Source organism: Pelagimonas sp., from assembly GCF_058892305.1.
This window is the reverse complement of sequence record NZ_JBZXVN010000025.1, coordinates 15,551-39,582: the sequence shown is the minus strand read 5'-3', so window position 1 is coordinate 39,582 and position 24,032 is coordinate 15,551. Positions and strand designations below refer to the sequence as shown.

At 56.5% G+C, this 24,032-nt stretch carries 24 protein-coding genes; 8 read left to right on the top strand and 16 right to left on the bottom strand.

Annotated features, from left to right (window positions below; genetic code table 11):
* Nucleotides 1-68 precede the first annotated feature (68 nt).
* From AC5EFR_RS10930 to AC5EFR_RS10915, 4 genes are all read left to right on the top strand, one after another.
* Nucleotides 69-542, top strand: a complete 474-nt coding sequence (locus AC5EFR_RS10930) for a peroxiredoxin (RefSeq protein ID WP_493575855.1) — start codon at nt 69-71, stop codon at nt 540-542.
* A 55-nt stretch (nt 543-597) separates the two neighbouring features.
* Nucleotides 598-1,428: a ferritin-like domain-containing protein gene (locus tag AC5EFR_RS10925; RefSeq protein WP_493575854.1), complete on the top strand. Its 831-nt coding sequence runs from the start codon at nt 598-600 to the stop codon at nt 1,426-1,428.
* A 161-nt stretch (nt 1,429-1,589) separates the two neighbouring features.
* A complete protein-coding gene (locus AC5EFR_RS10920) occupies nt 1,590-2,900 on the top strand; it encodes a DUF5930 domain-containing protein (protein WP_493575853.1) in 1,311 nt (436 codons plus the stop codon).
* A complete protein-coding gene (locus AC5EFR_RS10915; RefSeq protein WP_493575852.1) occupies nt 2,890-3,393 on the top strand; it encodes a bactofilin family protein in 504 nt (167 codons plus the stop codon). Before AC5EFR_RS10920 ends, AC5EFR_RS10915 begins: the two co-directional genes overlap by 11 nt.
* A 419-nt stretch (nt 3,394-3,812) precedes the next feature.
* Here the strand turns inward: AC5EFR_RS10915 and AC5EFR_RS10910 are convergent, their stop codons facing one another.
* Entirely contained in the window at nt 3,813-5,426 is a 1,614-nt protein-coding gene (locus AC5EFR_RS10910; RefSeq protein WP_493575851.1) for a tryptophan halogenase family protein, read from the bottom strand.
* Nucleotides 5,427-5,583: 157 nt separating this feature from the next.
* On the opposite strand from AC5EFR_RS10910, the gene AC5EFR_RS10905 reads away from it, so the two are divergent.
* Nucleotides 5,584-7,251 (top strand): U32 family peptidase C-terminal domain-containing protein, encoded by a 1,668-nt coding sequence (locus tag AC5EFR_RS10905; protein ID WP_493575850.1) that lies wholly within the window; start codon nt 5,584-5,586, stop codon nt 7,249-7,251.
* A gap of 133 nt (nt 7,252-7,384) precedes the next feature.
* On the opposite strand, the gene AC5EFR_RS10900 is transcribed toward AC5EFR_RS10905, so the two are convergent.
* Complete coding sequence (locus tag AC5EFR_RS10900; protein ID WP_493575849.1) at nt 7,385-7,903, bottom strand: TetR/AcrR family transcriptional regulator; 519 nt, start codon at nt 7,901-7,903, stop codon at nt 7,385-7,387.
* Between the two features lie 99 nt (nt 7,904-8,002).
* Between AC5EFR_RS10900 and AC5EFR_RS10895 the strand changes: the two genes are divergently transcribed.
* Both AC5EFR_RS10895 and AC5EFR_RS10890 read left to right on the top strand, forming a co-directional pair.
* Nucleotides 8,003-8,629, top strand: a complete 627-nt coding sequence (locus tag AC5EFR_RS10895; RefSeq protein ID WP_493575848.1) for a glutathione S-transferase family protein — start codon at nt 8,003-8,005, stop codon at nt 8,627-8,629.
* Nucleotides 8,630-8,633: 4 nt separating this feature from the next.
* A complete protein-coding gene (locus AC5EFR_RS10890; protein ID WP_493575847.1) occupies nt 8,634-9,305 on the top strand; it encodes a cupin domain-containing protein in 672 nt (223 codons plus the stop codon).
* A gap of 28 nt (nt 9,306-9,333) precedes the next feature.
* Here AC5EFR_RS10890 and bioB read toward each other — a convergent pair whose 3' ends face one another.
* The 8 genes from bioB to AC5EFR_RS10850 form a co-directional block, all read right to left on the bottom strand.
* Nucleotides 9,334-10,290 (bottom strand): biotin synthase BioB, encoded by a 957-nt coding sequence (gene bioB, locus AC5EFR_RS10885; RefSeq protein ID WP_493575846.1) that lies wholly within the window; start codon nt 10,288-10,290, stop codon nt 9,334-9,336.
* Nucleotides 10,283-10,846 carry a biotin transporter BioY gene (locus AC5EFR_RS10880; protein ID WP_493575845.1) on the bottom strand — a complete coding sequence of 188 codons (564 nt, stop codon included), beginning with the start codon at nt 10,844-10,846 and terminating at the stop codon, nt 10,283-10,285. The genes bioB and AC5EFR_RS10880 overlap by 8 nt, the downstream gene beginning before the upstream one ends.
* Before the next feature lie 156 nt (nt 10,847-11,002).
* Nucleotides 11,003-11,602 (bottom strand): GntR family transcriptional regulator, encoded by a 600-nt coding sequence (locus AC5EFR_RS10875; protein ID WP_299924951.1) that lies wholly within the window; start codon nt 11,600-11,602, stop codon nt 11,003-11,005.
* Nucleotides 11,603-11,656: 54 nt separating this feature from the next.
* Nucleotides 11,657-12,241 carry an HNH endonuclease gene (locus AC5EFR_RS10870; RefSeq protein ID WP_299924954.1) on the bottom strand — a complete coding sequence of 195 codons (585 nt, stop codon included), beginning with the start codon at nt 12,239-12,241 and terminating at the stop codon, nt 11,657-11,659.
* A 186-nt stretch (nt 12,242-12,427) separates the two neighbouring features.
* Nucleotides 12,428-13,816, bottom strand: a complete 1,389-nt coding sequence (locus AC5EFR_RS10865) for a hypothetical protein (RefSeq protein ID WP_493575844.1) — start codon at nt 13,814-13,816, stop codon at nt 12,428-12,430.
* A gap of 189 nt (nt 13,817-14,005) precedes the next feature.
* Complete coding sequence (locus AC5EFR_RS10860) at nt 14,006-14,671, bottom strand: alpha/beta hydrolase (protein WP_493575843.1); 666 nt, start codon at nt 14,669-14,671, stop codon at nt 14,006-14,008.
* Entirely contained in the window at nt 14,668-15,309 is a 642-nt protein-coding gene (locus AC5EFR_RS10855; RefSeq protein WP_493575842.1) for a DNA-3-methyladenine glycosylase family protein, read from the bottom strand. The genes AC5EFR_RS10860 and AC5EFR_RS10855 overlap by 4 nt, the downstream gene beginning before the upstream one ends.
* Entirely contained in the window at nt 15,291-15,980 is a 690-nt protein-coding gene (locus tag AC5EFR_RS10850) for a precorrin-6A/cobalt-precorrin-6A reductase (protein WP_493575841.1), read from the bottom strand. The genes AC5EFR_RS10855 and AC5EFR_RS10850 overlap by 19 nt, the downstream gene beginning before the upstream one ends.
* Before the next feature lie 330 nt (nt 15,981-16,310).
* On the opposite strand from AC5EFR_RS10850, the gene AC5EFR_RS10845 reads away from it, so the two are divergent.
* The gene (locus AC5EFR_RS10845) at nt 16,311-17,609 is read left to right on the top strand and encodes an MFS transporter (RefSeq protein WP_299924968.1); all 1,299 of its coding nucleotides are present in this window, start codon (nt 16,311-16,313) and stop codon (nt 17,607-17,609) included.
* A gap of 59 nt (nt 17,610-17,668) precedes the next feature.
* Here the strand turns inward: AC5EFR_RS10845 and AC5EFR_RS10840 are convergent, their stop codons facing one another.
* The 6 genes from AC5EFR_RS10840 to AC5EFR_RS10815 all read right to left on the bottom strand — a co-directional run bounded on the left by AC5EFR_RS10840 (nt 17,669) and on the right by AC5EFR_RS10815 (nt 23,953).
* Entirely contained in the window at nt 17,669-18,451 is a 783-nt protein-coding gene (locus AC5EFR_RS10840) for a squalene/phytoene synthase family protein (RefSeq protein ID WP_299933199.1), read from the bottom strand.
* On the bottom strand, nt 18,448-19,170 hold the full coding sequence (locus AC5EFR_RS10835) for a class I SAM-dependent methyltransferase (protein WP_493575840.1): 723 nt from the start codon (nt 19,168-19,170) through the stop codon (nt 18,448-18,450). Before AC5EFR_RS10835 ends, AC5EFR_RS10840 begins: the two co-directional genes overlap by 4 nt.
* Nucleotides 19,167-20,783, bottom strand: coding sequence for a citramalate synthase (gene cimA / locus AC5EFR_RS10830; RefSeq protein ID WP_493575839.1), 1,617 nt, complete (start codon nt 20,781-20,783; stop codon nt 19,167-19,169). Before cimA ends, AC5EFR_RS10835 begins: the two co-directional genes overlap by 4 nt.
* A 124-nt stretch (nt 20,784-20,907) precedes the next feature.
* Nucleotides 20,908-22,341 (bottom strand): cysteine--tRNA ligase, encoded by a 1,434-nt coding sequence (gene cysS / locus AC5EFR_RS10825; protein WP_493575838.1) that lies wholly within the window; start codon nt 22,339-22,341, stop codon nt 20,908-20,910.
* 189 nt (nt 22,342-22,530) lie between these two features.
* Nucleotides 22,531-23,406: a DMT family transporter gene (locus AC5EFR_RS10820; protein ID WP_493575837.1), complete on the bottom strand. Its 876-nt coding sequence runs from the start codon at nt 23,404-23,406 to the stop codon at nt 22,531-22,533.
* A 166-nt stretch (nt 23,407-23,572) separates the two neighbouring features.
* Nucleotides 23,573-23,953: a VOC family protein gene (locus AC5EFR_RS10815; RefSeq protein ID WP_493575836.1), complete on the bottom strand. Its 381-nt coding sequence runs from the start codon at nt 23,951-23,953 to the stop codon at nt 23,573-23,575.
* Nucleotides 23,954-24,032: the final 79 nt, after the last annotated feature.

The window sequence follows — 24,032 nt, the reverse complement described above, 5'->3', positions numbered from 1 at the left end:
ATAGGACTATTCTTGTTAGGAACCTGCTTCCAGAGCCAGCATAAAGCATTCACCATCAGGAGACACGTATGTCTGACACAGTTTTGACGCCCGCCCCGGAATTTTCGCTGCCATCAAGCACCGGGGAGACGGTGTCATTGGCTGATCTGCGCGGAAACCCGGCTGTTTTGTTCTTTTATCCGCGTGACAACACGCCGGGATGCACAACAGAAAATCTTGATTTTACAGCGCTCTATCCAGAGTTTCAGGCATTGAATTGCTCGGTTTTTGGCGTCTCAAAGGATAGCATGGAAAGCCACGGCAAATTTATCAGCAAAAAGGCGCTGGCCGCGCCGCTTTTGTCAGATGAGCACAATACAGCCTGTGAGGATTTTGGCGTTTGGGTCGAAAAGAAAATGTACGGCAAGGTGTTTATGGGTATTCAACGCGCCACGTTTCTTATCAATGGCGATGGCCAGATCGTGCGGGAATGGCGAAAGGTCAAAGTCAAAGAGCACGCCGCAGAGGTTTTGCAGGCTGTCAAAGACCTGACCAGTGCGTAACCTGTTAAAGGCGCGGCCACTTGGCAAATGGCCTGCGCCGTGGCAGACCGCATAAATGGCTAAAATGACCCTTTCCGAGATGGCGGTGGACGTATTGACCACCGCCGATGGTTTTGAAAAAACCGAGAAATCCCGCGACTATGCGGCACAATGGTTTGCGGCGCGCGAGGCCGGAACGCCTTTGGCCGTTGGCCGGGCCGATCCCCCGCTGCGCCCGTCCCGCCCGGCCAAGCCCGAGCTTTTGGACCCAAGAGACGTCCCCAAACGCAAACCCGGAAGCCCACAGGGCCGCATCGCCTTATTGCACGCGGTTGCGCATATTGAGTTGAACGCGGTTGATTTGCACTGGGACATTATTCCGCGCTTTGCCGACATCGACATGCCGCTTGGATTTTATGACGATTGGGTCAAATCCGCCGACGAAGAATCCAAGCATTTCAATCTGATCTGCGATTGTCTTAAAGAGCTGGATAGCTTTTATGGTGCCTTGCCTGCACACGCGGGCATGTGGCGCGTCGCCGAAGACACCAAAGACGATTTCATGGGCCGCTTGGCTGTGGTCCCCATGGTGCTCGAGGCCCGTGGCCTTGATGTCACCCCCGGCATGATCGAGATTTTCCGCCGCGCCAAAGCCGATAATGCGGTGAAATCCCTTGAGATTATTTACGGTGAAGAGGTTGGCCATGTTGCCTATGGCAGCAAATGGTTCCACTTTCTCTGTGGCCGTCACAACCATGACCCGAAAGACACCTTTCACGCTCTTGTTCGGAAATATTTCCACGGGGCCTTGAAACCTCCGTTTAACGAAGAAAAGCGCGCCGATGCGGGCATCCCACCGGATTTCTATTGGCCGCTTGCGGATCAACAGCCGCCACGAACCCGTTGAATCGGCGGTTTTTTGCCATTTCGGCCACAGGTCGCTCATGTCTCCGAATCACTCGCCTAAAATTCTTGCGGAATGCGTAACGCCCCGCTAAGGCTTTTGCGGTGGCGACGGAGGGGGACAACCGTGAGCCACCTTGGGACGGGTGACATAAGGACAGTCGCGTGAGAACACGTCTGGCAATAAAGACACATGCGCTTCTTGAGCGCTTCTTTCCAGAGCGCCGGTTATTCCTGCGCTCGGATAATGATACACGCTTTATCCGGTTGAAATCCGGCACACAGGCGGTTGCGTTTCTTGGCGCGGCTGGTGTTGTGTCTTGGACGATCATCGCCACAGCGATCTTGCTGATGGATTCAATCGGGTCCGGCAATTTCCGCGAACAAGCACGTCGCGAACAGGTCACCTATCAACAGCGTCTGAACGCTCTGTCTTCGGAACGCGATACGCGCGCCTCCGAGGCCGTTGCCGCTCAGAACCGGTTTAATGCCGCGCTGCGCCAGATCTCGGTGATGCAGTCCGAACTGCTTAATAGCGAAACCCGTCGCCGCGAGTTGGAAACCGGGATCGACGTGATTCAGGAAACTCTGCGCAACACCATGAAAGAACGCGAGCTGGTGAGCGATCGCCTTGCCTCGCTTGAGGAACAAATCGAAGGCGGCGAAGCTGTTGCCTCGGCCTCTGGTGGGTCTGATGGCACGCTTAACATCCTCTCCGATGCGCTGGCCGCAACCGCCGCTGAACGCGATCAGGTTGTTGCCGACGCCCAAGACGCCTTGATCCGCGCCGCAGAGATGCAGGCAGAGATCGAGTCGATGGAAGACAAGAACGACCGAATCTTCCGTCAACTCGAAGAGGCAATGACCGTTTCGGTCAAACCGCTCGACAAAATGTTCAAAGCCGCCGGCATGAACCCCGACAGCATCCTGAACCAAGTCCGCAAAGGTTATTCCGGTCAAGGTGGCCCGCTCACTCCGCTGAGCTTTACCACCCGTGGCTCTGAGCCGACCGAAGACACCAACCGTGCCAATTCTATTCTGGGTCAGATGGACCGTCTGAACCTCTACCGTATCGCCGCCGAAAAGGCCCCCTTTGCCAGCCCACTCAAGGATAAGTTCCGCTTTACCTCGGGCTTTGGCTATCGCTGGGGTCGCTTGCACGCCGGAACCGACTTTGCCGCGCCCCATGGCACGCCGATCTATTCAACCGCTGATGGTGTCGTCATTCATGCCGGTTGGTCGTCGGGTTATGGCCGTCTGGTCAAGATCCAGCACGAGTTCGGCATCGAAACCCGTTACGCACATATGTCAAAAATTCGTGTGAAGGTTGGCCAAAGGGTCTCGCGTGGGCAGCGTGTTGGTGATATGGGGAATACTGGACGGTCGACCGGGACCCATTTGCACTACGAAGTCCGCGTCGGCGGCAAACCCGTCAACCCGATGATCTATATCAAGGCTGCAAACGATGTTTTCTAAAAGCAAAATCAACGAACCGGGCCAAAAACCCGAAGATGCACCCGCCGCGGCCAAGCCCGCCACACCGGATGCACTGCGCCCACCGGCAGGCGATTTCAAACCCTCTGCCCCCAAGGCCAAGCCACCGGCATCGGTGCTGAGCCCTGACCTACACATCACCGGCAACATCAAGACAACCGGTGATATTCAAGTCGAAGGCACCGTGGAGGGCGATATTCGCGCCCACCTGCTGACCATTGGCGAAAGCGCCACAATCAAAGGTGAAGTGATTGCCGATGATGTGGTCATCAACGGCCGTATTGTTGGCCGTGTTCGTGGTCTCAAGGTCCGCCTGACCGCAACCGCGCGCGTCGAAGGGGATATCATCCACAAGACCATCGCAATCGAATCCGGTGCCCATTTCGAAGGCTCGGTTCAGCGTCAGGACGATCCGCTCAACGGCGGCAAAGCCCGCGCAGCAGCAGCCAAAGCCGAGGCCCCAAGCGAAGGCTAAGCCTCGCTTAGAGCATCCCCAAAATTCAACGGGCACCCGAGCAATCGTGGTGCCCGTTTTCTTGTCAAAAGCCTATCTGAGAAATGCAGCCCGAGACCGAGCCTAAGAACGAGCCTTGGGCCAGGACCCAGTATTTGACATCGCTCAATTGTCCAATTCTTGTTTCAGCCCAAGATTACGCCCGCGAAAATAGCTTTTCCATTTCAAGGGCATAGAACGCTGATTGGCACAAAAACTGGGAAACCCAAAGGGCACGGAAACTGCCATTCTCTCAGCGGCTCGACTTTCTGGCCAAAGCAACAGGCCTTGGCTACTCAATTCAAACCTCTGATCACACGAACTTTATCAGGCTGAGCGATACCAAATAATGGGTCCTGCCCCTTAGAACCGGAAAAGCTTTCGATCACGTATCGCCCCGCTCAAAGCATTGCGACCTCATGCGCGTTTGGATCCCTGCCTTCCAGGTTTCCAAGTTTGGTTGCCACTTTCCCGCCGCGTCCTAACTCTCCGCGCAACGCCAAAAGCATTTGACGATGGTCAGCTTTGTAAGCGACGGTGGCCCGTGTATGTGCCGCCGACTTGCGAAGAAACTCTCTCCAGCTTTTCTCGCTCATGGCAAAGGGCCGGCTAAACCCCCCATCACCGTAACCATTCCGATAGACTTGTTTGCCAAGTAACACTGCCTGATAGGTGTGATGCGTGAACAAAAACTGAGTTGGCAAATCCAATGGGCTAGGAAGGCGATGTTTCCAGAGCTCTAGGTTTTCAGCTAAGTGATCGGAAATCTTTAGCTCGGTTCGCGCATCCATCCAATATGGGTCGTCCGTCCGGTTTCCCAAACGATAGTGCAAACAGATGAAATCACGCACTTCGTCATACATTGACCCAACCGTTTTATTATACCGATCACGGGTTGCATCATCAAAATCCTGCGACGGAAAATATAGCAATAGCCAACGCAAGCCCATATCAATCATATGTATCGCGGTGCTTTCCAATGGTTCAATAAACCCACCCGAGAGCCCAAGCGACACGCAGTTTTTAACCCACGCACGGCGTGTGCGCCCCACGCGCATTGGTATCACCCGAGGTTCGGCCCCCTTCGGAGCGGTCGCCCCGAGGTGTTGCAAAAACTCGTCCCGTGCGGCGTCGTCGCTCCGATGGGCACTGGAAAACACATAGCCGGTGCCAACCCTGTTGAACAACGGAACAGACCAACTCCAGCCTGCACCAAGAGCTGTTGAACTTGTTGCTGCTGGCAATCGCATCGGGTCTGAGTGCGGAATTTGCAAGGCAAGCGCCCGGTCATTCGCCAAGTAGTCACTATAGTTTTCAAATGGTTCACCCAGGGCCTTTTGCGAAATCAACCCCTGAAATCCCGTGCAATCAATCACAAACTCAACCGCATGACGGCCGCGTTCGACCAAGTCCAAGGACGCAACGTGCCCCCGTTCATCCAACACAACATCCTGAACATCATCCAATATATGATGCACGCCGCGTTCCGTCCCAATTTCGGCTAACATCCCGGCAAATTTACCCGCGTCGAGATGATAGGCATATCCGACTCGCGGCATGGGATCATCTTTGCCTCCAAAGGACAGCGGACATTTTCCAGCTTCATAAAGGTCCATCAATGGTGAAAAGCTCTGGATAAAATCGCGCTTGCCTGCGGAATAGGCATGAAAGAAGTACCCCGCTTCCATACCGTCAATCGTAGGAGGGGTTGTAAAGGGGTTCATATAGCTCACAAATGCGCCGCGATGATCGACGTTCCAGTTCCGAAACATCACGCCCATTTTGATCGACGCATTGCAGCGTTTGAAAAAGTCGCGATCATCTATGCCCAATTCACGCAACGTAGACGGCATGTTGGGTACGGTTGCCTCCCCAACCCCGACCGTAGGTACGTTGGGGCTTTCGATCAGGGTGACCTTGATCTTTTTGGCGATCTTTGAGCGTAAAAACACCGCTGCCAGCCAGCCCGCAGTGCCGCCTCCGACGATGGTGATTGATGTTATTGGCTTGGCCATGTCATCCCCCTGCTACGTCTTTACCTAGGGTAACCCAAACCATGGCATTTTGGGAAATATTTCTTGTGTTCGCACCAATTGCCGCAAGGCTCCAATGTTCACATTCGAGTGGAATCCGCGTAGACAACGGCCTTCTCTAGCCCTGTGGTACCTCTCAATGACCCATGATCTTACGCCGCATCGTTCCGAATTGCTCATGCCGGCAGGCAATTTACGCAAACTCAAGATGGCCATTCTATACGGGGCGGATGCCGTTTACCTTGGCACGCCAGATATGTCCCTGCGCACCAAGTCCGAGTTTAGCCTCGAAGAGGTCATCGAGGGGGTTCAGTTCTGCCATGACCATGGTCGCCGCGCCTATCTGACGCTCAACCTGTTCAGTCATAACAAAGACATTCCAAAGCTCGATGAATACATCGACACCGTGCGCAAAGTGAAACCTGACGGTTTGATCATCGCCGATCCCGGTGTGTTCCAATATGTCAAAACCCGCGCACCGGAATTGCCGCTGCATATCTCGACCCAGGCCAATATCTGTTCTTGGCTATCGGTGGATTTCTGGAAAGCTCAGGGCGCGGAACTTGTGGTTTTGGCACGCGAAGTTTCTTATCTAGAGCTGGTGGAAATTCGCGAAAAATGTCCGGATATCAAGCTCGAAGCCTTTGTCCATGGGGCGATGTGCATGACCTATTCGGGTCGCTGCCTGCTGTCGAACTTCATGGCCGAGCGCGGATCGAACCAAGGCAATTGCGCCAATTCCTGTCGGTGGAACTATAGCCTGAAACTGCGTCTCAAGGACGGTACGCGCGAAGAGATCAAGATCACCGAAGACAATGCCGACCTGTTTGAATTCCTGCTCGAAGAGGGCTGTCGGCCCGGTGATTTGATGCCGATCGAAGAGGATGATCGCGGCTCATACATCCTAAATTCGCGTGATCTTTGCATCATGCCTAAACTCGATGAATACCTGAAAATCGGTGTGGATAGTCTCAAGGTCGAAGGGCGTGGAAAATCCGAATATTACGCCGCCGTCGTCGCCCGCGCCTATCGCATGGCCATTGATGACTACTATGCCGATCCCGAGAATTGGGACCCCAAACCCTATATGCGCGAATTGGAATCGGTTGGGAATCGCGGCTATACGTTGGCCTTTCATGAGGGGCGTTTGACCAACTATTCCCACGATTACGAACACACCGCCGCCATTGCCCAATGGGAATATGCCGGGGTTGTAACCGATGTCACCGAAGATGCGTTTCTGGTTGAGATTAAAAACAAACTCGACGCTGGTGAGGTTTTGGAATTCGTATCCCCCATCGCGCGCGAAACGGTATTGTTGCGAATGTATGATTTTGAACAAGCCAAAGACGGCAAGAAACTTGAGGTCGTTCACGGTGGATCAAAAACTGTGATCCGCATCCCCTTTGCGCTATTTGATCACGAGAATCTTGACGATCTCAAGGCGCGGTTCCCGGTCTATTCGGTGATGCGCAAAGAGCGCCCTTTGACCGAAGAACAATGGGCCCGCATTCGCTTTGACAAGCTTACCCAAGGGCTTGAAATGAAGGGCAAACGCAACGACGCCGCTTATGAAAAACGCCGCGACACCTTGGTCGAGGAAATTGGCGAAGGCGCCACGGATCGACGCTTCAAAACCAACCGCGTTGGGGTTGAAGGGTGTTGTGGCAAGGGGTGCAACGGCTGTTTGATCTTTTGGCAGGACGACCAATACGCCAAGGCCCGCGACATGTTGTTAAAACGCAAACAGGGCGAACAGCTGAGCCGGGCCGAAGCGAGTGAATTCAAGCTCCCCAAACCGGCGTAAAAAAGTTTTGAAAAACTTTTTGGCGCTCCACCGTTAGGTTGGGCGAATTTGGAGAAGGCATGAGGGGCCAGCCCCTCTTGCCCCGCGCGGCAATTCACTCCGGGATATTTGACAAAAGAAGAAACCAACGGCGTTAGGCGTAGGTTGTTTTGATCTCCTGGACCAAACTTTCAAGGATATCCGTTTGGTCGAGGGCAACAGCCATGCTCATCGCGCCTTGGAGCGTGGCTTGAATTTGCAGCGCTTGTTGTTCTGACAAACCAGACGCTTGTAGCCAGCTGAGATTGGACTGAAAGAAACCGGCGACTGGGGTGGCAACGCCTTCGGGCAAACCTCGGCTTTCCGCTGACAACATACTACACAGGCATTGCAGCCCCTGCCCTTTCAGCGCGATCACATAGACATCACAGAATTTGGCAACGGCCTTGGGCCGATCCAACGCGCTTTGCGGTCCCAAAGCCTCGGCCACCTTATCGCTATAGCGCTCGACCACCGCGGCACCCAAATCATGCTTGTGGCGAAAATGGTAATGGATGCTTGCCGATTTGATTCCCAGCTCGTCCGCCAAATCCCGAAAGCTAACGGCGTGGTAGCCGCGCAACCGCATGGCGCGCTCCGCGTGGTCTAGGATTTGCTCTTTGGTGTCCATCATGTTCTCACGTTTTTGCGACCTATCACTAGATAGGCTTGACCGGTGATGAACGCAACGCTAAGCATTCTATCTATCACTAGATAGACACACGGAGCCAACATGAAGATTTACGAAACACAGGGGTTTCCCAACCCCGCCCGCATTCGCATTGCTTTGGCCGAAAAGGGGCTTTTGGATCGAGCCGAGTTTATTCAGGTCAACGTCCCCGAAGGCGAACATCAGACAGATGCCTTTCGGGCCAAAAACCCCTTTGCTGCGGTGCCTGTGTTGGAACTTGAGGATGGGACCTGCATTTCCGAATGTTCCGCCATCACCGAATACCTTGACCATTTGGACAGCGCTCCGACCCTGACCGGCACAACCGCCAAAGAGCGCGCGCAGATTGCCATGATGCAGCGGCGCGCCGAGGCCGGGCTTTTGGACGCCGTTGCGACCTATTTTCACCATGCCACACCGGGGCTTGGGGCCGAGATCGAAGGGTATCAATGCGCCGAATGGGGCAGCCATCAAAAGGACGCGGCCCTCAAGGGGATGCAATATTTGGACGGCGTACTTGCGCAACAGCCTTGGGTCGCGGGCAAGACATTTAGCGTTGCTGACATCACCACCTATGCCGGTTTGGCCTTTGCCGGTTTTGCCAAGATCGACGTGCCGCAAGACTGTGCTAACCTGTTGGCATGGAAAGACCGGATGGCACACCGCCCATCCGTGGCCGCATTGGGGTAAACCTATGAATGTGAATGTAAACTTTGACGAACGGGTTTCGGTTCATGCCGACACACCTTGGGTTGCGTCGCCGATGGCGGGGGTTGAGCGGCGCATGTTGGATAGGATCGGCGATGAGGTCGCGCGGGCCACGACCATCGTGCGATTTGCCCCGGGGAGCGCGTTCTCTCCGCATGTCCACACCGGTGGCGAGGAATTCTTGGTTCTGGACGGCGTTTTTCAGGACGAACACGGCGATTTCCCAACCGGAAGCTATATTCGCAACCCACCGCAATCGTCCCACACCCCTGCCACTGCGCCGGGCTGTACGATCTTTGTGAAGCTTTGGCAGTTTGACCTTGCTGATCGCACACATGTCCGCATCGACACCAACAAGGCGCGATATCTTCCGACCACGGATGGGGTGAAAACCTTGCCGCTGTTTCAAGATGAACACGAAGATGTGGTGATGGAAGTTTGGGACGCCGGAGCCGAGGTGGACCTAAGCGCCCATGCCGGAATGGAAGTCTTGGTGCTCTCCGGCAGCTTTGTTGAAAGCGACGAAGAGTTTGCTCCGCAAAGTTGGCTGCGGCTTCCCAATGGCGCGCGTGCCACCGCGTTAGCCGGACCCGAGGGGGCCAAGGTTTGGATCAAACGGGACCACTTGAAAACCCCGCCACAAGCGCCTGTTGTATAATGGCTTGGCCCCACAATGGGGCCTTGCCTTAATCTAGCGCGGCGAGCGTTTCGAATAGCTCTTTGTCGAGGGACATCGCGCTATTGGGCGCGGTCAACAAGGCGTCGCCATAAAAGATCGAATTGGCCCCGGCCATGAAACACAAAATCTGATCTGCGATCGTGAACCCGTCGCGCCCCGCCGACAGACGCACGCGGGCCTTGGGCATCAGAATGCGTGCGGTGGCCACCATGCGGATGATTTCGGGGGCACGGACGCGCGGTAGATGCGCCAAGGGCGTGCCCTTGACCGGGATCAGCGCATTGATCGGAACGCTTTCTGGGGCGGGGTCGAAATTGGCCAAAACCGCCAGCATTTCGGCCCGGTCTCGGATGGTTTCGCCCATGCCAATGATCCCACCGCAACAAATCGAAATCCCGGCGGCACGGACATGGTCCAGCGTGTCCAACCGATCACGATAGGTGCGGGTGCCGATGATTTCACCATAAAACTCCGGCCCGGTATCTAGGTTGTGGTTAAAGGCGCTTAGTCCGGCCTCGGCCAAGGCTTGGGCTTGATGACGCTGCAACATGCCCAGCGTGACACAGGCCTCCATATCCAGAGCGCGAACGCCGCGCACCATTTCAAGCACCGCATCAAACTCGGCCCCGTCCCGCACCTTGCGCCACGCCGCCCCCATGCAAAACCGCTCTGCCCCGGCATGTTTGGCCTTTTGCGCCAGCGCAACCACCGCGGCTGGGTCCAAAAAATGCTCTTTTTGCAGGCCGACCTCTTTGTGATGCGCTGATTGTGGGCAATAGGCGCAATCCTCGGGGCAGCCCCCGGTTTTAATGCTTAGAAGGCTGGCTTTTTGGATGTCTGTCACGTCGTGATGCTTGCGATGCACCTCAGCGGCTTTGTGCAACAGGTCGAGCAGAGGCGCTTTGAGCAGCGCCTCCGCTTGATCCGCCGATTGGGTCACAGACGGCTGATCAAGGTCAAACATCGTGGGTCCCTTTGATAAAGGCCGTCACTTTGCGGGGCGCGGCCCAAGCAAGGACACCAGCCAAGACCATCTTGACAACATCGCCCAACACAAAGGGGGTCACCCCAAAAGCGAGCACTTTGTCAGCCGGTACATACTGCGCCAACCAAGCGGCCCCCAAGACATAGATCGCGATCAAACAGGCCGGCAACGCGAGGGTCATTCCGACTTTGCCAAAGCGATCAGCGACCCAACCCACCAAGAAAGCCGCGACCAGGAATCCGATTAAATATCCACCGGTTGGTCCGGTCATATAGGCCAGACCTATGCCTTTCTCCGGTGTTCCCGCAAAAACCGGCATTCCGGCGGCCCCGGCGACCAAATAGGCCCCAACAGCTTGAAACCCAAAAGCGGCCCCACCGACCGCCCCCATCAACAAGACAACTGCGACCTGCAATGTCATTGGAACCGGGTAAAACGGCACTTTGATTTTGGCCGAAAGCGTCAAGAGCGCCACCGCAGCCACCAAGAGGAGCGTGCGCGTCAGCAAGGGAAAGCGTGTGAGTGCGATTTGCATGGGGATTCCTTTTATAGATATTTTTAAGTCGATTAGCTTCGTGTTGATTTTTTATTGATATTTTTAATTCGAACGCAAGCGGTTTTCCCGCCCAATGGGCAGGTTTACGCAAACATGCTTGAACCTAAATATAGCGTTTTTGCGATGGGCTACGCCTTAGCCGCGTGACAAATGCCGCTTGAGAACCGCAGAAGCGGTTGCTCCGTCTGCTTTTTTCAGCGCCAATACTATCGCCAAATGGTCAGGGTCACTTTTGCGACGCCAGCCCCGGCTCCATTTTACATGGAAATGCCACGCGGACAGATTTTGTAGATTTTCGGCGGTTTTCAACAGGCGTTTGCGCCCACAGGGACGGAGAATCGCCAAGTGAAAGTCGCGATTAGCGCGCTCCCATGACACGGCGTCTTGGGCGCGATCACAGGCGATCCGCAATTCTTCGATCTTGGCCAAATGCTCTGGCGTCACCTTTTTGGCTGCCAAAGACACGGCAAACGGCTCTAGCGCCAATCGCATATCGCGAATATCCCGGATGTCGTCTTGGCTAAGCCGCACAACCCGCACGCCCCGGCGCGGCACCGCCTCGGCAAGCTCCATCGTAACCAATTGGCCCAGCGCCTCGCGGACGGGCACATGCGAACACTCAAATCGTTTGGCAATATGATCCTGCGCCAGCCTGTCACCGGGCTGATAATCAGAGCGGATGATCTCTTCTGCCAATGTTTGGGCAATCTGATGGGAAAGTGGGGTCTCGGCCATAGCGGCAACCTAAACGCCCAGCGCCCCCAACCGCAAGCCGTAAGGGAGCGGCCCTTACGCTTGCAATTCTGCGTCCCAATACAAAAAGTCGACCCAGCTGTCGTGAAGATGATTTGGCGGGAAACGCCGCCCCATGTTCAACAATTCCGGCGCTGTTGGTTGACGTGGTGGTTTGCGCAAAGCCATGCCGGTCTGACGCAGGCTACGCGATCCCTTTTTGAGGTTGCAGGGCGAACAGGCCGCGACAACGTTTTCCCAAGACGTTATCCCACCAGCCGCGCGCGGGATCACATGGTCAAAGGTCAAATCCGCCTTGGTGCCGCAGTACTGGCAACGAAATTCATCCCGCAAGAAAAGATTAAAGCGCGTGAAGGCCACGCGCTTTCTAGGTTGAACAAAATCTTTAAGGACGACGACGCTCGGTATTTTTAGCGTCATACTGGGGCTTCGGACGACCTCGTCATATTCGGCGACGATGTCGACCCTGTCTAAAAACGCCGCCTTTACCGCATCTTGCCAAGGCCAAAGGCTAAGTGGGTAATAAGACAGCGGTCGGTAATCCGCATTTAACACAAGCGCCGGATGCTGCTTAAGCGCACCGGCCTCTCTTACAAAGTCAGTTCTGAAATTACCGTCCATTTGGGACTCTTTCCTCGCCCTGTCACTTAACCGCTAGCGACCGGGGCGGGAACACCGCCCCAACCTCTGAAACCACTATATCTCGCGTTTAAACTCTGACAACCCCCGCTAGATAGAGTAGGTGGCGGCAATTTTGCAGGCTTTGGTGACAGTGGCGTGACAGAAGGCCCAATTGCCCCTTTGGCGCTAAACATCCTCTAGGTACGTCCCGGCCAACACACCGTCATAGGTAATATCAACAACCTCGTTCAAACCGGCCCCCCAAGTGTATGTGAAATCGTCGTAATAGCGTGCACCCAAATCGATCTCGGCAATGGTACGATACGCTGGAAGACCCTCAACAGGATCGCCATGGAATGCTTCATCTGCAATCCCCTGCATCAGAGTGTCGTCAATCGCTCTGCTGTACCCGTCCTCGATCTGAACCAATATCATGGAATGGTCATCATATCCGTTGGACCCACCGGTCCCCTCATGAAGGGTAAGGGCAACGACCGGCCCACCGGATGTGGGCAGGGTGATCTTCAGGCTGTCCGTGTCATCTCCGAAATCAATCTCCGAAACCAACGTCGAGTTGGCCGCATCGGACAGGTCGAGAAAAATATCGTCCGCCCCGTCGCTCTCTTCCACAACCGCACCGGGGCCCACATTAATTGTGTCTTCGCCATCACCCGCTAGAACCGTGGCCTCGCCGTTCGCTGAAAAGACATCATCCCCAGAACCAAGGTCAACATAGCTTGCCGTGTCAGTAAGCACCGCTACCGTGTCATTTCCTTCGCCGGTTGTGACCCATGGTTCGCCCGCAACATCAATTTGATCTGCGCCAGTTGTTCCCTCAAGCGTCGGAGTGGCGCGAATTATCAGATCACCGCCTTCGGTCTGGCCAAATCGAAGGAATTCGTCTGAATCGTCGTCGTTAATATCAGCAGCGCCCACGCCGACCAAACCTATCGTCGCAATGGGAGTTACCCCAAGTCGCTGATATACATTGACAACACTGCCCTCTGACGACGGCGCATCGACGATAAGGAAGCGAAGATCGCTGCCATCAGTCGCCGCGATCCTGAGTTCATCGCTGGCAAGGTCAAAATCTGAAATCAAATAGGCAGGAAGGGCCTCGCTCCCTTCTGTTTCATCAGGGGACACCAAGATACGATAGGTATCCGCCCCCGAACCGCCCTCCAGGTTGATCGGTGTCAGATCGCCCAGCGCATTAAATGGATCGGAGGCCTCGAGCGTGTCATCGCCCTCTCCTCCGCGCAGCGCGGCATTGGAGGCCGCCGTTGTGATCAGATCGTCGCCCGCTCCGCCTCGTAAATCGGCACTATCGGCAAAGACCCCGCTTACCAAGGTGTCATCCCCGTCTCTGCCCTCAAGGGTAACACACTCAAAATTCAAAGCGTCCATAAGGTCGTTGGAGGACGCGCCCTCGACCACCTCAGCATCTGCACTTGGAGAAATGGCACCATCGTCCGGCCCCGCATCCGTGTCATCAGAGCTGGAGCTGTCGTCACTATCTCCGATCATCAATGCCAACATGCCAATGACCAAAAGACCCGACAGTGCGACCGTCACAACACCACCTATAATTTAAAGCTCGGCGCACTGTTCACCCGACGCCACATGGCGTCAAGCACGCTTGCCTTTTGTTTCCCGTTCGAAAACAAAAGGGTAAATACTCCGACTTCGTTCCCGAAAACAGATCAAAAAGAAACGCCGCACCCTTCGGTACGACGTTCCTTTACAGTCATAAATGGGACGGCCTTAGAATCCGCATTTGTCCCGCAAAAACGCCAGCGAGACCGACAGCCCGTCCGGCGCAATGCCATGGGCGGTGCCTTCTTGGATATGGGCAAAGACCTCTTTGAACCCGGCGTTTTGCAAGCCTTCGGCCGCCTCGGGGAGCGATTGCACCGGCACCACATCGTCTTGATCGCCATGCACCAAAAGGATCGGCATTTTGCTCACCACCTCATCGGCCAAAAGCTCGGGCTGGAGCAAGCGGCCAGAAAAGGCAACAACGCCCGAGACCGGGTCTTCGCGGCGCGGGGCCACGTGAAGCGCCATCATCGTGCCTTGGCTAAAGCCAAAGATCGCCACCTGTTCGGGCAACAAATCTTCATCAACCATCAAAGCATCCAGAAAAGCGTTCAAGTCCTGAACCGCGCGGTCCATGCCTTCCATGCTTTCCTCTTCGGACGACCCATCAATCCATGGGATCGGGAACCACTGGTACCCCATGGGTGACCCGGCACAATCCTCTGGCGCATCCGGGGCGACAAACAACGTATCGGGGAGGTGTTCGCCTAGCGGATCGGCAAGACCCAACAGGTCGGCCCCATTGGCCCCATAGCCATGTAGAAAAACAACGCAAGACCGTGTCTCGCCTGAAACCGGTGCCTTGCGGCCTGCCTTGAGTACGCGTGTCATGTGATGCCCTCTCGATCCTTTGCGACATGGTAGTAGGCAAAGAGAGTGCGGGCCGCAACCGCTCTCCATGGGCTCCAGTCTTGTGCCATTTGGCGAAGCTCGCGTTCCTTGGGGCGCTCGGGCAGTTCAAACAAGGCACGTGCCGCCTCCTGAAGGGCCAAATCACCGGGCGCAAAGACATCCGCCCGCCCGAGGGAGAACATGCAATAAATCTCAGCCGTCCAAACCCCGATCCCTTTGACGGCAACCAAGGTTTTGACAATGTCCGCATCGGGCATGTCACGCAGGGCGTGAAAATCAATTTCCGCTTGGGCCAAAGCCAAGGCATAGGTTGCCTTTTGCCGAGATAGGCCCAGCGCACGCAGGGACTCTTCGGTTTGCCCGGCCACAACGTCGGGCGTCACCATCCCCGCAGCTTCCAACCGTGACCAGATCGCACGCGCCGAGGCGACACTCACCTGTTGGCTCACAATCGCGCTTAGCAACTGGGCAAACCCATCATCGCGCAACCGCAATGGCAAAGGCCCCGTCGCCTCAAGCGCCTTGGCAAAACGCGGTTCGTGTTGTGCCAACCACGCCGCCCCTTCGGCTACACAAGCATCCGAGGTGATGATACGCCCTATTTCCGCTCCAGCCATTCCATTGCCTCCCCTACCGTTCCAACACATGGGCCACTGGGCCAAGGTGCACGCGCCACCAAGGCCACCCGAACCCCAAGACGGCGTGCCGCCTCAAGTTTCGGAGCCCCACCGGGTCCACCTGCGTTGCGCAAAAGCAGCCAATCAATCCGTTCCTTGCGCAAAAAACGCATTTCCTGCGCCACCTCAAACGGCCCACGGGCATCGATAAACCGCCCATATTTCAACGGAAACGCCCCGCTGCCGGGGCGAAGACGCCGCGCAATAACAAAGGCGTTTAGCGCTTTGAGGTTCGGCAAACCCCCGCGCCCAAGCGTGGTCAAAACCCGCGCGCCCGGCTTTATAACCTGCGCGGCGTCCGCCTCTTTGCTCAAAGCAACCCAACGATCCCCACGTTGCGCACACCAAACCGGGCGTCTGACCTGAAGAACGCGGGCCCCAATCTGGCACCCTGCCCGATAGCCAAGGCGCGCCGCCCGCTCGTCACAGGGATGCGGGGCAACAATGACGGTGTCACATCCTTTTTGGGGCCGCAGCGCGCCGGTCACAACCGGACACGGCCATTCGCGCGGCACCCGTTCAACCTCAGGCAACCACACAACCGCCTCCGGCATAGCCCGCGCCAAGTCCCAAGCCTCTGACGACCCACCAATAATGAAAACCGATCCCATGCCCCTAGTTACCCACGCCAAACCGGAAACCCAAGCCCCGAAACACTCCGCACACAACATCCCCCAGACCCACAAGCTTTGTTTTGGTGAACCTTGAAGCCCCGCTATTCTCTCCTCCCCACCTCACCCAGATTTTACCATCACCTCTCCTGAACGCGTAAATTATGAATGCGGTAGCATTCCTTTTAACTGCCAACTGCGATTACCTGCGCCCAATGCCCGCCTTGAACCATCCTCTGTTCGCCCCCTTACACAGCCAAGCCATCACATCGCGCTGAAACATACATTCACCTCTTGTGATATACGTCACAGCCCCTTACCCATTCGCGCATGACTCATTCTTCCTCGCCCCAAGCCGATGACTCCCGCGCCCGCCGCAATGTAACCGTGCTCGTTCTGGCTCAGGCCATTTTGGGCTCGCAAATGCCGATGATCTTTACCGTCGGCGGTCTGGCGGGGCAGCAACTAGCCCCCAACCCCTGCTTTGCGACCCTGCCGATCTCTCTGATCGTGCTTGGTTCAATGCTCGCCGCGACGCCGGTTTCCAACTTCATGCAAAGCCATGGTCGCCGCGCGGGTTTCCTTCTCGGGGCATTTATGGGCGCACTCGGGGCCGCGATCTCGGCCTTTGGCCTCTATCAAGGCAACTTTGCCATCTTCCTGATGGGGAGCCTCGTCACAGGCGTCTACATGTCGGCCCAAGGCTTCTACCGCTTTGCCGCTGCGGACACGGCCTCGGATGAATACCGACCCAAGGCGATTTCCTATGTTATGGCCGGTGGCCTCATGGCGGCGGTCATTGGGCCGCAGCTGGGGAACTTTTCCTCGCTCGCCTTTGGCCCGATCCCGTTCTTCGGCACCTATCTGACCGTCGCGATCATCAATGCGCTTGGCGCGATGCTGTTCTTCTTTCTCGACATTCCCAAGCCCCCAAAACCAGACGCTGACGCCCCCCAAGGGCGCACGCGTATGGAAATGCTGCGCACCCCGCGCATCGCCGTGGCTATCATCGCTGCCATGGTGTCTTACGCCCTGATGAACCTTGTCATGACCTCCACGCCTTTGGCTGTGGTCGGCTGTGGCCTGACCGGGGAAACCGAAATCCCCGACTACATCACCAACCTGCTGCCCGAAGGCACCCTGCGCGAGAAGTTCACCTTTATCGCCGGCTATGTGGTCACCGCCCACGTCTTGGCCATGTATGTGCCAAGCTTCTTTACCGGTCACCTGATCGCCCGCTTTGGCAGCGAAAAGGTCATCGCCACCGGATTGGTTATTCTGGCGGGCGCGGGCTTTGTGGCCCTTCAGGGCGTGGCGCTTGAAAACTTCTTTGTCGCGCTCATCCTTCTCGGGATCGGTTGGAACTTTGGCTTTATCGGCGCAACCGCCATGTTGGCCGGGTCTCATACCCCCGAGGAACGTGGTCGTTTGCAGGGCATGAACGACTTCATCGTCTTTGGCGGCGTGACCTTTGCCTCGCTTAGCTCAGGTGGTTTGATGAACTGCTCCGGTGGCTCTGCTCAGGATGGCTGGATGGCGGTGAACGTCGCCATGGTCCCCTTCCTCGCTCTTGCCGGTGCGGCGCTGATCTGGTTGGTGCTGCGGCCCAAAAGCCTCTCGGAAACCTAAAACAAAAGGCCGGGCATCTTGTCCGGCCTTTCTATGTCTACGATCTACAAGTCCTGCCCCTACAAGATCAGCAATCGCAATCGCTTCGAAAATTCGCTGAGCTGTACGCGCCCATCGGCAACGGAATTGGGATCCTTGGCCACTCCCTGCAAAAGCGCCTTGGCCTGCCAACACTCCATCACCGCCGCCCCCGCCGGGCCAAGCCCACGGTGCAACCCGCGCAGGCCCCCGGCCCCCTTGAGGGTCGTCAAAACCTTTCGGGCCTGATCCTCTAGCGCCTCAGGACGCCCATCTGGAAGAGGCAGTTTGCCTCGCGCCACCAATTCTGGAACCGCCTGTAAATAGCGCGCAAAGCCCGCTGCCCGCGCCCAAACCGCAATGCGATCGAACATATCCGGGGGTGCGCCCAATGCCGCCGCGGCCTCAAGCGTCAAAGCCCCGGCTGTCTGGTCGACATGGGTGTGCAAAGCATCCCAATCCTCAAACGGCGCGCGTTCAAGGTCTTTCTCACGCGCTGAAACCGCGCCTTTGAGGCGGCTCATATCTTTGCCCTGCAAGATCATCGCCAAAGGTGTGACCACCTCATGACGGCGTACAATCCCACCGGCCTCGATCTCATCCAAGGCATCCACCCACCATTGCAGGCGCATCTTGGCGATCAACTCTTCTTTGCTGGCCCATGGCGCACGCGCCACCTCGATGTTGAACGCATAGATCGGAAACAACACCGCACGCGCCGCCACCGGGGCCGCCATGGCCGCCTGAAACCGATCCGCATCGGCCTTTTCAACCAAAGCGGCGCAGGCGACGAGATCAGGATTGTCCTGAAACGGATCGCTCATGTCTCTTTCACCGCAACAATCTGTACATAGCCAAATTGCCGTTTGTATTTGCGCCAAATCGCGGCTTCGGCCGCGCCCTCATCAAGCACTTTGGCAAGTTCCGCACTGGCCCCATCCCGCAATTTGGCAACGCGGGCATCCATTGGCGTGTAGTATTCTTCCCAAGCCTCATCAGACACCGGAAAAGCCGCCCGGATCTGGTATCCAGCTGCAACCACCCGGTCTTTCAAACGATCAATCGAGCCAATATCGGGATATTCGGCCTCGCAATCTATCCGCAATTCTTCCGCTGGATCATCAACCAGATAGACCAGTTCGGAAAACACCAAAGCGCCGCCTTGAGTTAACCGCGTCCCCATTTCTGCCAAAGCCCGTTCGATGCCAAGGAAGTACAAAGCCCCCGCCGACCAGATCAAATCAAACGGCCCGGTTTGATCCAACATATCCCCGGCAATCGCCGTGACTCGCGCATCATGACCCCAGCCTTCGGTGACTTTGGCAATAAAATGCGCCTGCCCATCAACCGCCGTGACATGCCCCTGTGGCGCATGGGCCAAAAGGCCGGCAATATCGGCCCCCGGACCACAGCCGGCATCAAGAATACGAGCGTTTTGGGGCACGGTGACGTGGCTTAGGGCCTTGTCGAGATCGGCGCGGCATCCCGGCCCTTCGCGCGGCAAGTCGCTATGCAGGATGAAAAACGGGCTCCTATCGCTCATTGCGCGCCATCCCGCACCAACTTCCAGCGCACCGCATCCAACAGCGCCTCAAACGAGGCATCGACGATATTGGCGCTCACCCCAACGGTGGCCCAACGCTGCCCCTGTGCGTCTTCGCTGTCGATGATAACGCGGGTCACCGCCGCCGTGCCGCCTTGGGTTATGCGCACTTTAAAATCGACCAAGCGCATGTCATCAATCATCGCTTGATAGGGCCCTAGGTCTTTGGCTAGCGCTTTGGCTAGGGCGTTCACCGGGCCGCGATCGCTTCCGTATTCATCCATGCTTTCGCTCACCGAAAGCTTTTTGTCATCACCGATTTTAACGACAACCACCGCCTCTGAGAGCGATACCATCTGGTTGTACTTGTTTTTGCGCCGTTCAACCGACACCCGGTAGCGTTTGACCTCAAACAGGTCGGGCATCCGCCCCAAAACATCCCGCGCCAAAATCTCAAACGAGGCCTGCGCGGTGTCATAGGAATAACCCTGCGCCTCACGTTCCTTGACCTTGTCAAGGATAAGGCTCAGCCCCGGATGATCCTTGGGGACTTCAAGCCCCGCTTCGGCCAAACGTCGCCGCAGGTTCGATTGACCGGCCTGATTGGACATCGGTACAATGCGGCGGTTGCCGACAATGCTCGGGTCAATGTGTTCATAGGTTGTCGGGTTTTTCAGGATCGCGCTGGCGTGCAGCCCGGCCTTGTGAGCAAAGGCCGAAGCCCCGACATATGCCGCCTGTTTCATCGGCACCCGGTTGAGGATTTCATCCAACATCCGGCTAATCCGCGTCAGGCTTTCCAGCGTTTCGCGTTTGACGCCGATGTCATAGCTGCTGGCGTAGGGCTCCTTAAGCAGCAGTGTCGGAATAAGCGTTGTTAAATTGGCATTGCCGCACCGCTCCCCCAAGCCGTTCAACGTGCCTTGGATTTGACGCGCCCCGGCATCCACCGCTGCCAGGCTCCCGCCGACGGCATTTTCGGTGTCGTTATGGGTGTGAATGCCCAGATGGTCGCCGGGGATGCCAGCGGCAATCACATCGCGCACTATCTGCCCGATTTCATGCGGCAATGTCCCGCCATTGGTGTCGCAAAGCACAACCCAGCGCGCCCCGGCCTCATAGGCGGCCTTGCACGCTTGGATCGCATAATCGGGATTGTCCTTGTAGCCATCAAAGAAGTGTTCGGCGTCATAAAGCGCCTCGCGCCCCTGCGCGACGATATGGGCAATCGAGGCGCGGATATTGTCGAGGTTTTCTTCAAGCGTGATGCCCAGCGCCTCTGTGACGTGAAAATCATGGCTTTTGCCGACCAGACAGACGGCTTGCGTCCCGGCGTTCAACACGGCCGCCAGAACATCGTCGTTCTCTGCGGAGCGCCCGGCGCGTTTGGTCATGCCAAAGGCAGTCATCGTCGCGCGGGTCTTGGGCGCATCGTTAAAAAAGGCGCTGTCAGTCGGGTTCGCCCCGGGCCAGCCACCTTCGATGTAATCCACACCCAATTCGTCCAACGCGGTAGAAATACGCAGCTTTTCCTCGGTCGAAAACTGTACACCTTGGGTTTGTTGGCCATCCCGCAAGGTGGTGTCGTAGAGGTAGAGTTTTTCTTGGGTCATTTGACTGGCTCTTCGGCTTGGTCGGGCAGCGCCCGGCCCGGGGTGGGTGTGAAGCGCCCGCCCATGGGGGCGGGTCGGGCGCTGCCCGGGCAAGCCCGGGCGGTACAGTTGAGAGGGTCGCGCATCACAAACTCTCCAATTTCACCGCATCGAAACCCGGCCCCGGCACAAGCTCAACACCGGCCTTGGACATGCGCACTTCAACACCGGCGTCAATAAGGGCCTTTTTCATCAGGTCCACCTCGGAGAAGTCTTTGTTTTCCATGGCAGTTGTGCGAACAGCAGCCAATTTCTCGGCCAATACCGTGAAATCAAACGACGGAGCCTTGGCCCAGTCCCCCAATTCATCGGTCAACAGGCCTAAAAATTGCGCCGATGCGAGAAAATCAGACAACGAAACCTTTTTTTCAAAATCATACATTTCAAAAGAAAGCGCTCCGGTAGCGACAGAAAAAAGCTTATGGAGGAAGGAAATAGCTTGAGAGATATTTAAATCATCTGCCATTGCAGCAAGAACAGCCTTGTGGGGAGTCGAAGGTTTTACATCAGCAACTGCTGCACGCCACTTGCGCAGCGTCGCCTCGGCCTCTGCCCGCTTCTTCTCGGTCCAATCCATCGGCTTGCGGTAATGCGTCGACAGCATCACAAAGCGGATCACCTCACCCGGCACGCCCTGTTCCAGCAAATCGCGTACGGTAAAGAAGTTGCCCAAGGACTTGGACATCTTCTTGCCCTCAACCTGCAACATCTCGTTGTGCAACCAGACCCGCGCGAATTCCGCGTCAGGATGGGCACAGCAGCTTTGCGCGATCTCATTCTCATGGTGCGGGAATGTCAGATCATTGCCGCCGCCGTGAATATCAAAGGACGGCCCCAACAGCTCATAGCTCATCGCCGAGCATTCGATATGCCAGCCCGGACGGCCCCGGCCCCACGGGCTCTCCCAGCCGGGTAAATCATCGGTCGAGGGCTTCCATAGGACAAAATCCATCGGGTCTTCTTTGAACGGGGCCACTTCGACCCGCGCCCCCGCGATCATGTCATCAACCGACCGCCCCGACAGCGCACCGTAGTTCTGATAAGACCGCACGCGGAACAACACATGCCCCTCGGCGGCATAGGCGTGATCCTTGGCAATCAGGTCCGAAATCATCGCGATCATCTGGCCGATATATTCGGTTGCGCGCGGCTCATGATCGGGTCGCGCCGCCCCAAGCGCATCCATATCCTGATGATACCACGCGATGGTCTCGCTGGACCGCTCATGTACAAGCTCTTCCAACGTGCCCTCTGCCCCGGCCTCTTTGCGCGCGACCGCGGTGGCGTTGATCTTGTCATCGACGTCGGTGAAATTGCGCACATAGGTGACGTGTTCATCCCCGTAAACATGGCGCAACAACCGTTGCAGCACATCAAATACCAATACGGGCCGGGCATTGCCCAGATGCGCGCGGTCATAGACCGTCGGACCACAGAGATAGAGCCGGACGTTTTTCGGGTCGATCGGCTCAAACCGCTCTTTTTTGCGGGTTTTGCTGTTGGTTAGCTGAATGTCCATGGCTCACGTCCTTAGCAGGGGTCGCGGCGGGCTTAGCAAGTCTGGTTCAGAAATAGAAGGTTCGAAACAAAAGAGCGCCCGCCAATGTCGGGCCCAATCTCAGGCACCCGACGATGTCAGGTAATAATGCAACAAATGAGAGGGCTGCTTTTGTTCATGCCCCATGTTTGCCGCATGACATTGTGGCGGTCAAGTCCGCTGGCCTCGAAAACTCACCAAAAGCGCCGCGCCGGTGATACAGGCCACCCCAACAAGGCCCAAGGCACCGGGAAAATGCGCAAAGATCACCAGATCGAGACCCAGAGCCCAAACCATCCCCGTGAAATCAAAGGGGGCAAGCGCGCTCACCGGGGCGCGGGCCACGGCTTCGTTTGCCACGATATGGCCGATACCGCCACTTGCCCCGGCCAAAACCAACCATCCAAACGCTTCTGCGCTTAAACTGACCCAGCCAAAGGGCAGCGTCACCAAACCGGCCAGGGCTGCAACAATGGCAAAGTAAAAGGCAATGGCCGAACTGCTTTCGCTTTCGGTCATACGTTTGGTATGCACCCGGACAAAGGCCATAGTCGCCGCATAACCAAGCCCCGCCGCGATCCCGATCAAGGTACCCTGCCCTTGCAGGTCCAAGGCCTCCCAAAGCAGGGCAATCACCCCGGCAAAGCCCAATCCAACGGCAACACTCACCGCCATCGTCAGACGTTCCCCGAGCAAAAGCGCCGCCAAGGGAAGCGTTAAAACCGGAGCGAGATAGGCCAAGGCTTGGGCATTGGCGACAGGAAGATAGGCCAAGGACACAAAGGACAAAACCATCGAAAACGCCCCGAAAAGCGAGCGTGTGACATGCAGTCCGGGCCGTTTGGTTCGCAATCCGTGTGGGAACTGTCCAAGGTAAATCAGATAGGCGATGATCGGAACAATCGCCAAAACCGATCGCCAGAACATGATTTGCCCAACCGGCACCGTTTTTGCCGCACCATGAACCGCAGCCGACATGACTGTTATCAACAGCGCTGCCAAAAGGCGCAGCGCAATGCCTTTGTGAAACTGGGACAAATCAAACATACCGCCGAGATCGCAGATCGCATTCCCGACGGCAAGTTACGTTATTGTAAATCAGCGGCGCGTCTAACGTCGACGTGCGCGGCGCTGCCATAAACAAGGCAAGGCCAGACGCGGATGCACAAAGCTGCAGCTGATTTGACGGGGCGGAGTGTGGCAGAGATACAGATCAATCATAGCTGACCATCTCGTATTCCACCCCATCGGGTCCGTCGAAATAGAACCGCTGACCGGGTTCGTAATCGGCGTGATTGTGCGGGATATACCCAAGCGCAGCGACCTTATCCTCAACCGCTTTTAAGTCATCCACAACGATACCAATATGGTTGAGAGAGCCGCTGTGATCATAGCGCGGGGCCTGCCCCTTGAGGGCCGGTTTGGGGGAATAAAGCGCCAGATAGCTCCCCTCATCCCCGACGTGCACAGTGTATCCATCGTTCAGCGCCGCGCCTTCCCAGCGGGTCTCCCAACCCAAGAGTGTTTGCAAGAATTGCGCCGTGGCGCGGGCGTCCGGGACGGTGATGTTCACATGTTCCAGTTTCGCTTGCATTGCTGCCTCCTATTTCAAAACTGGCATCAGGATAATTCTTCAAGTACACTTGAAGGCAAGAGGTAAGAAACGTTTGGAA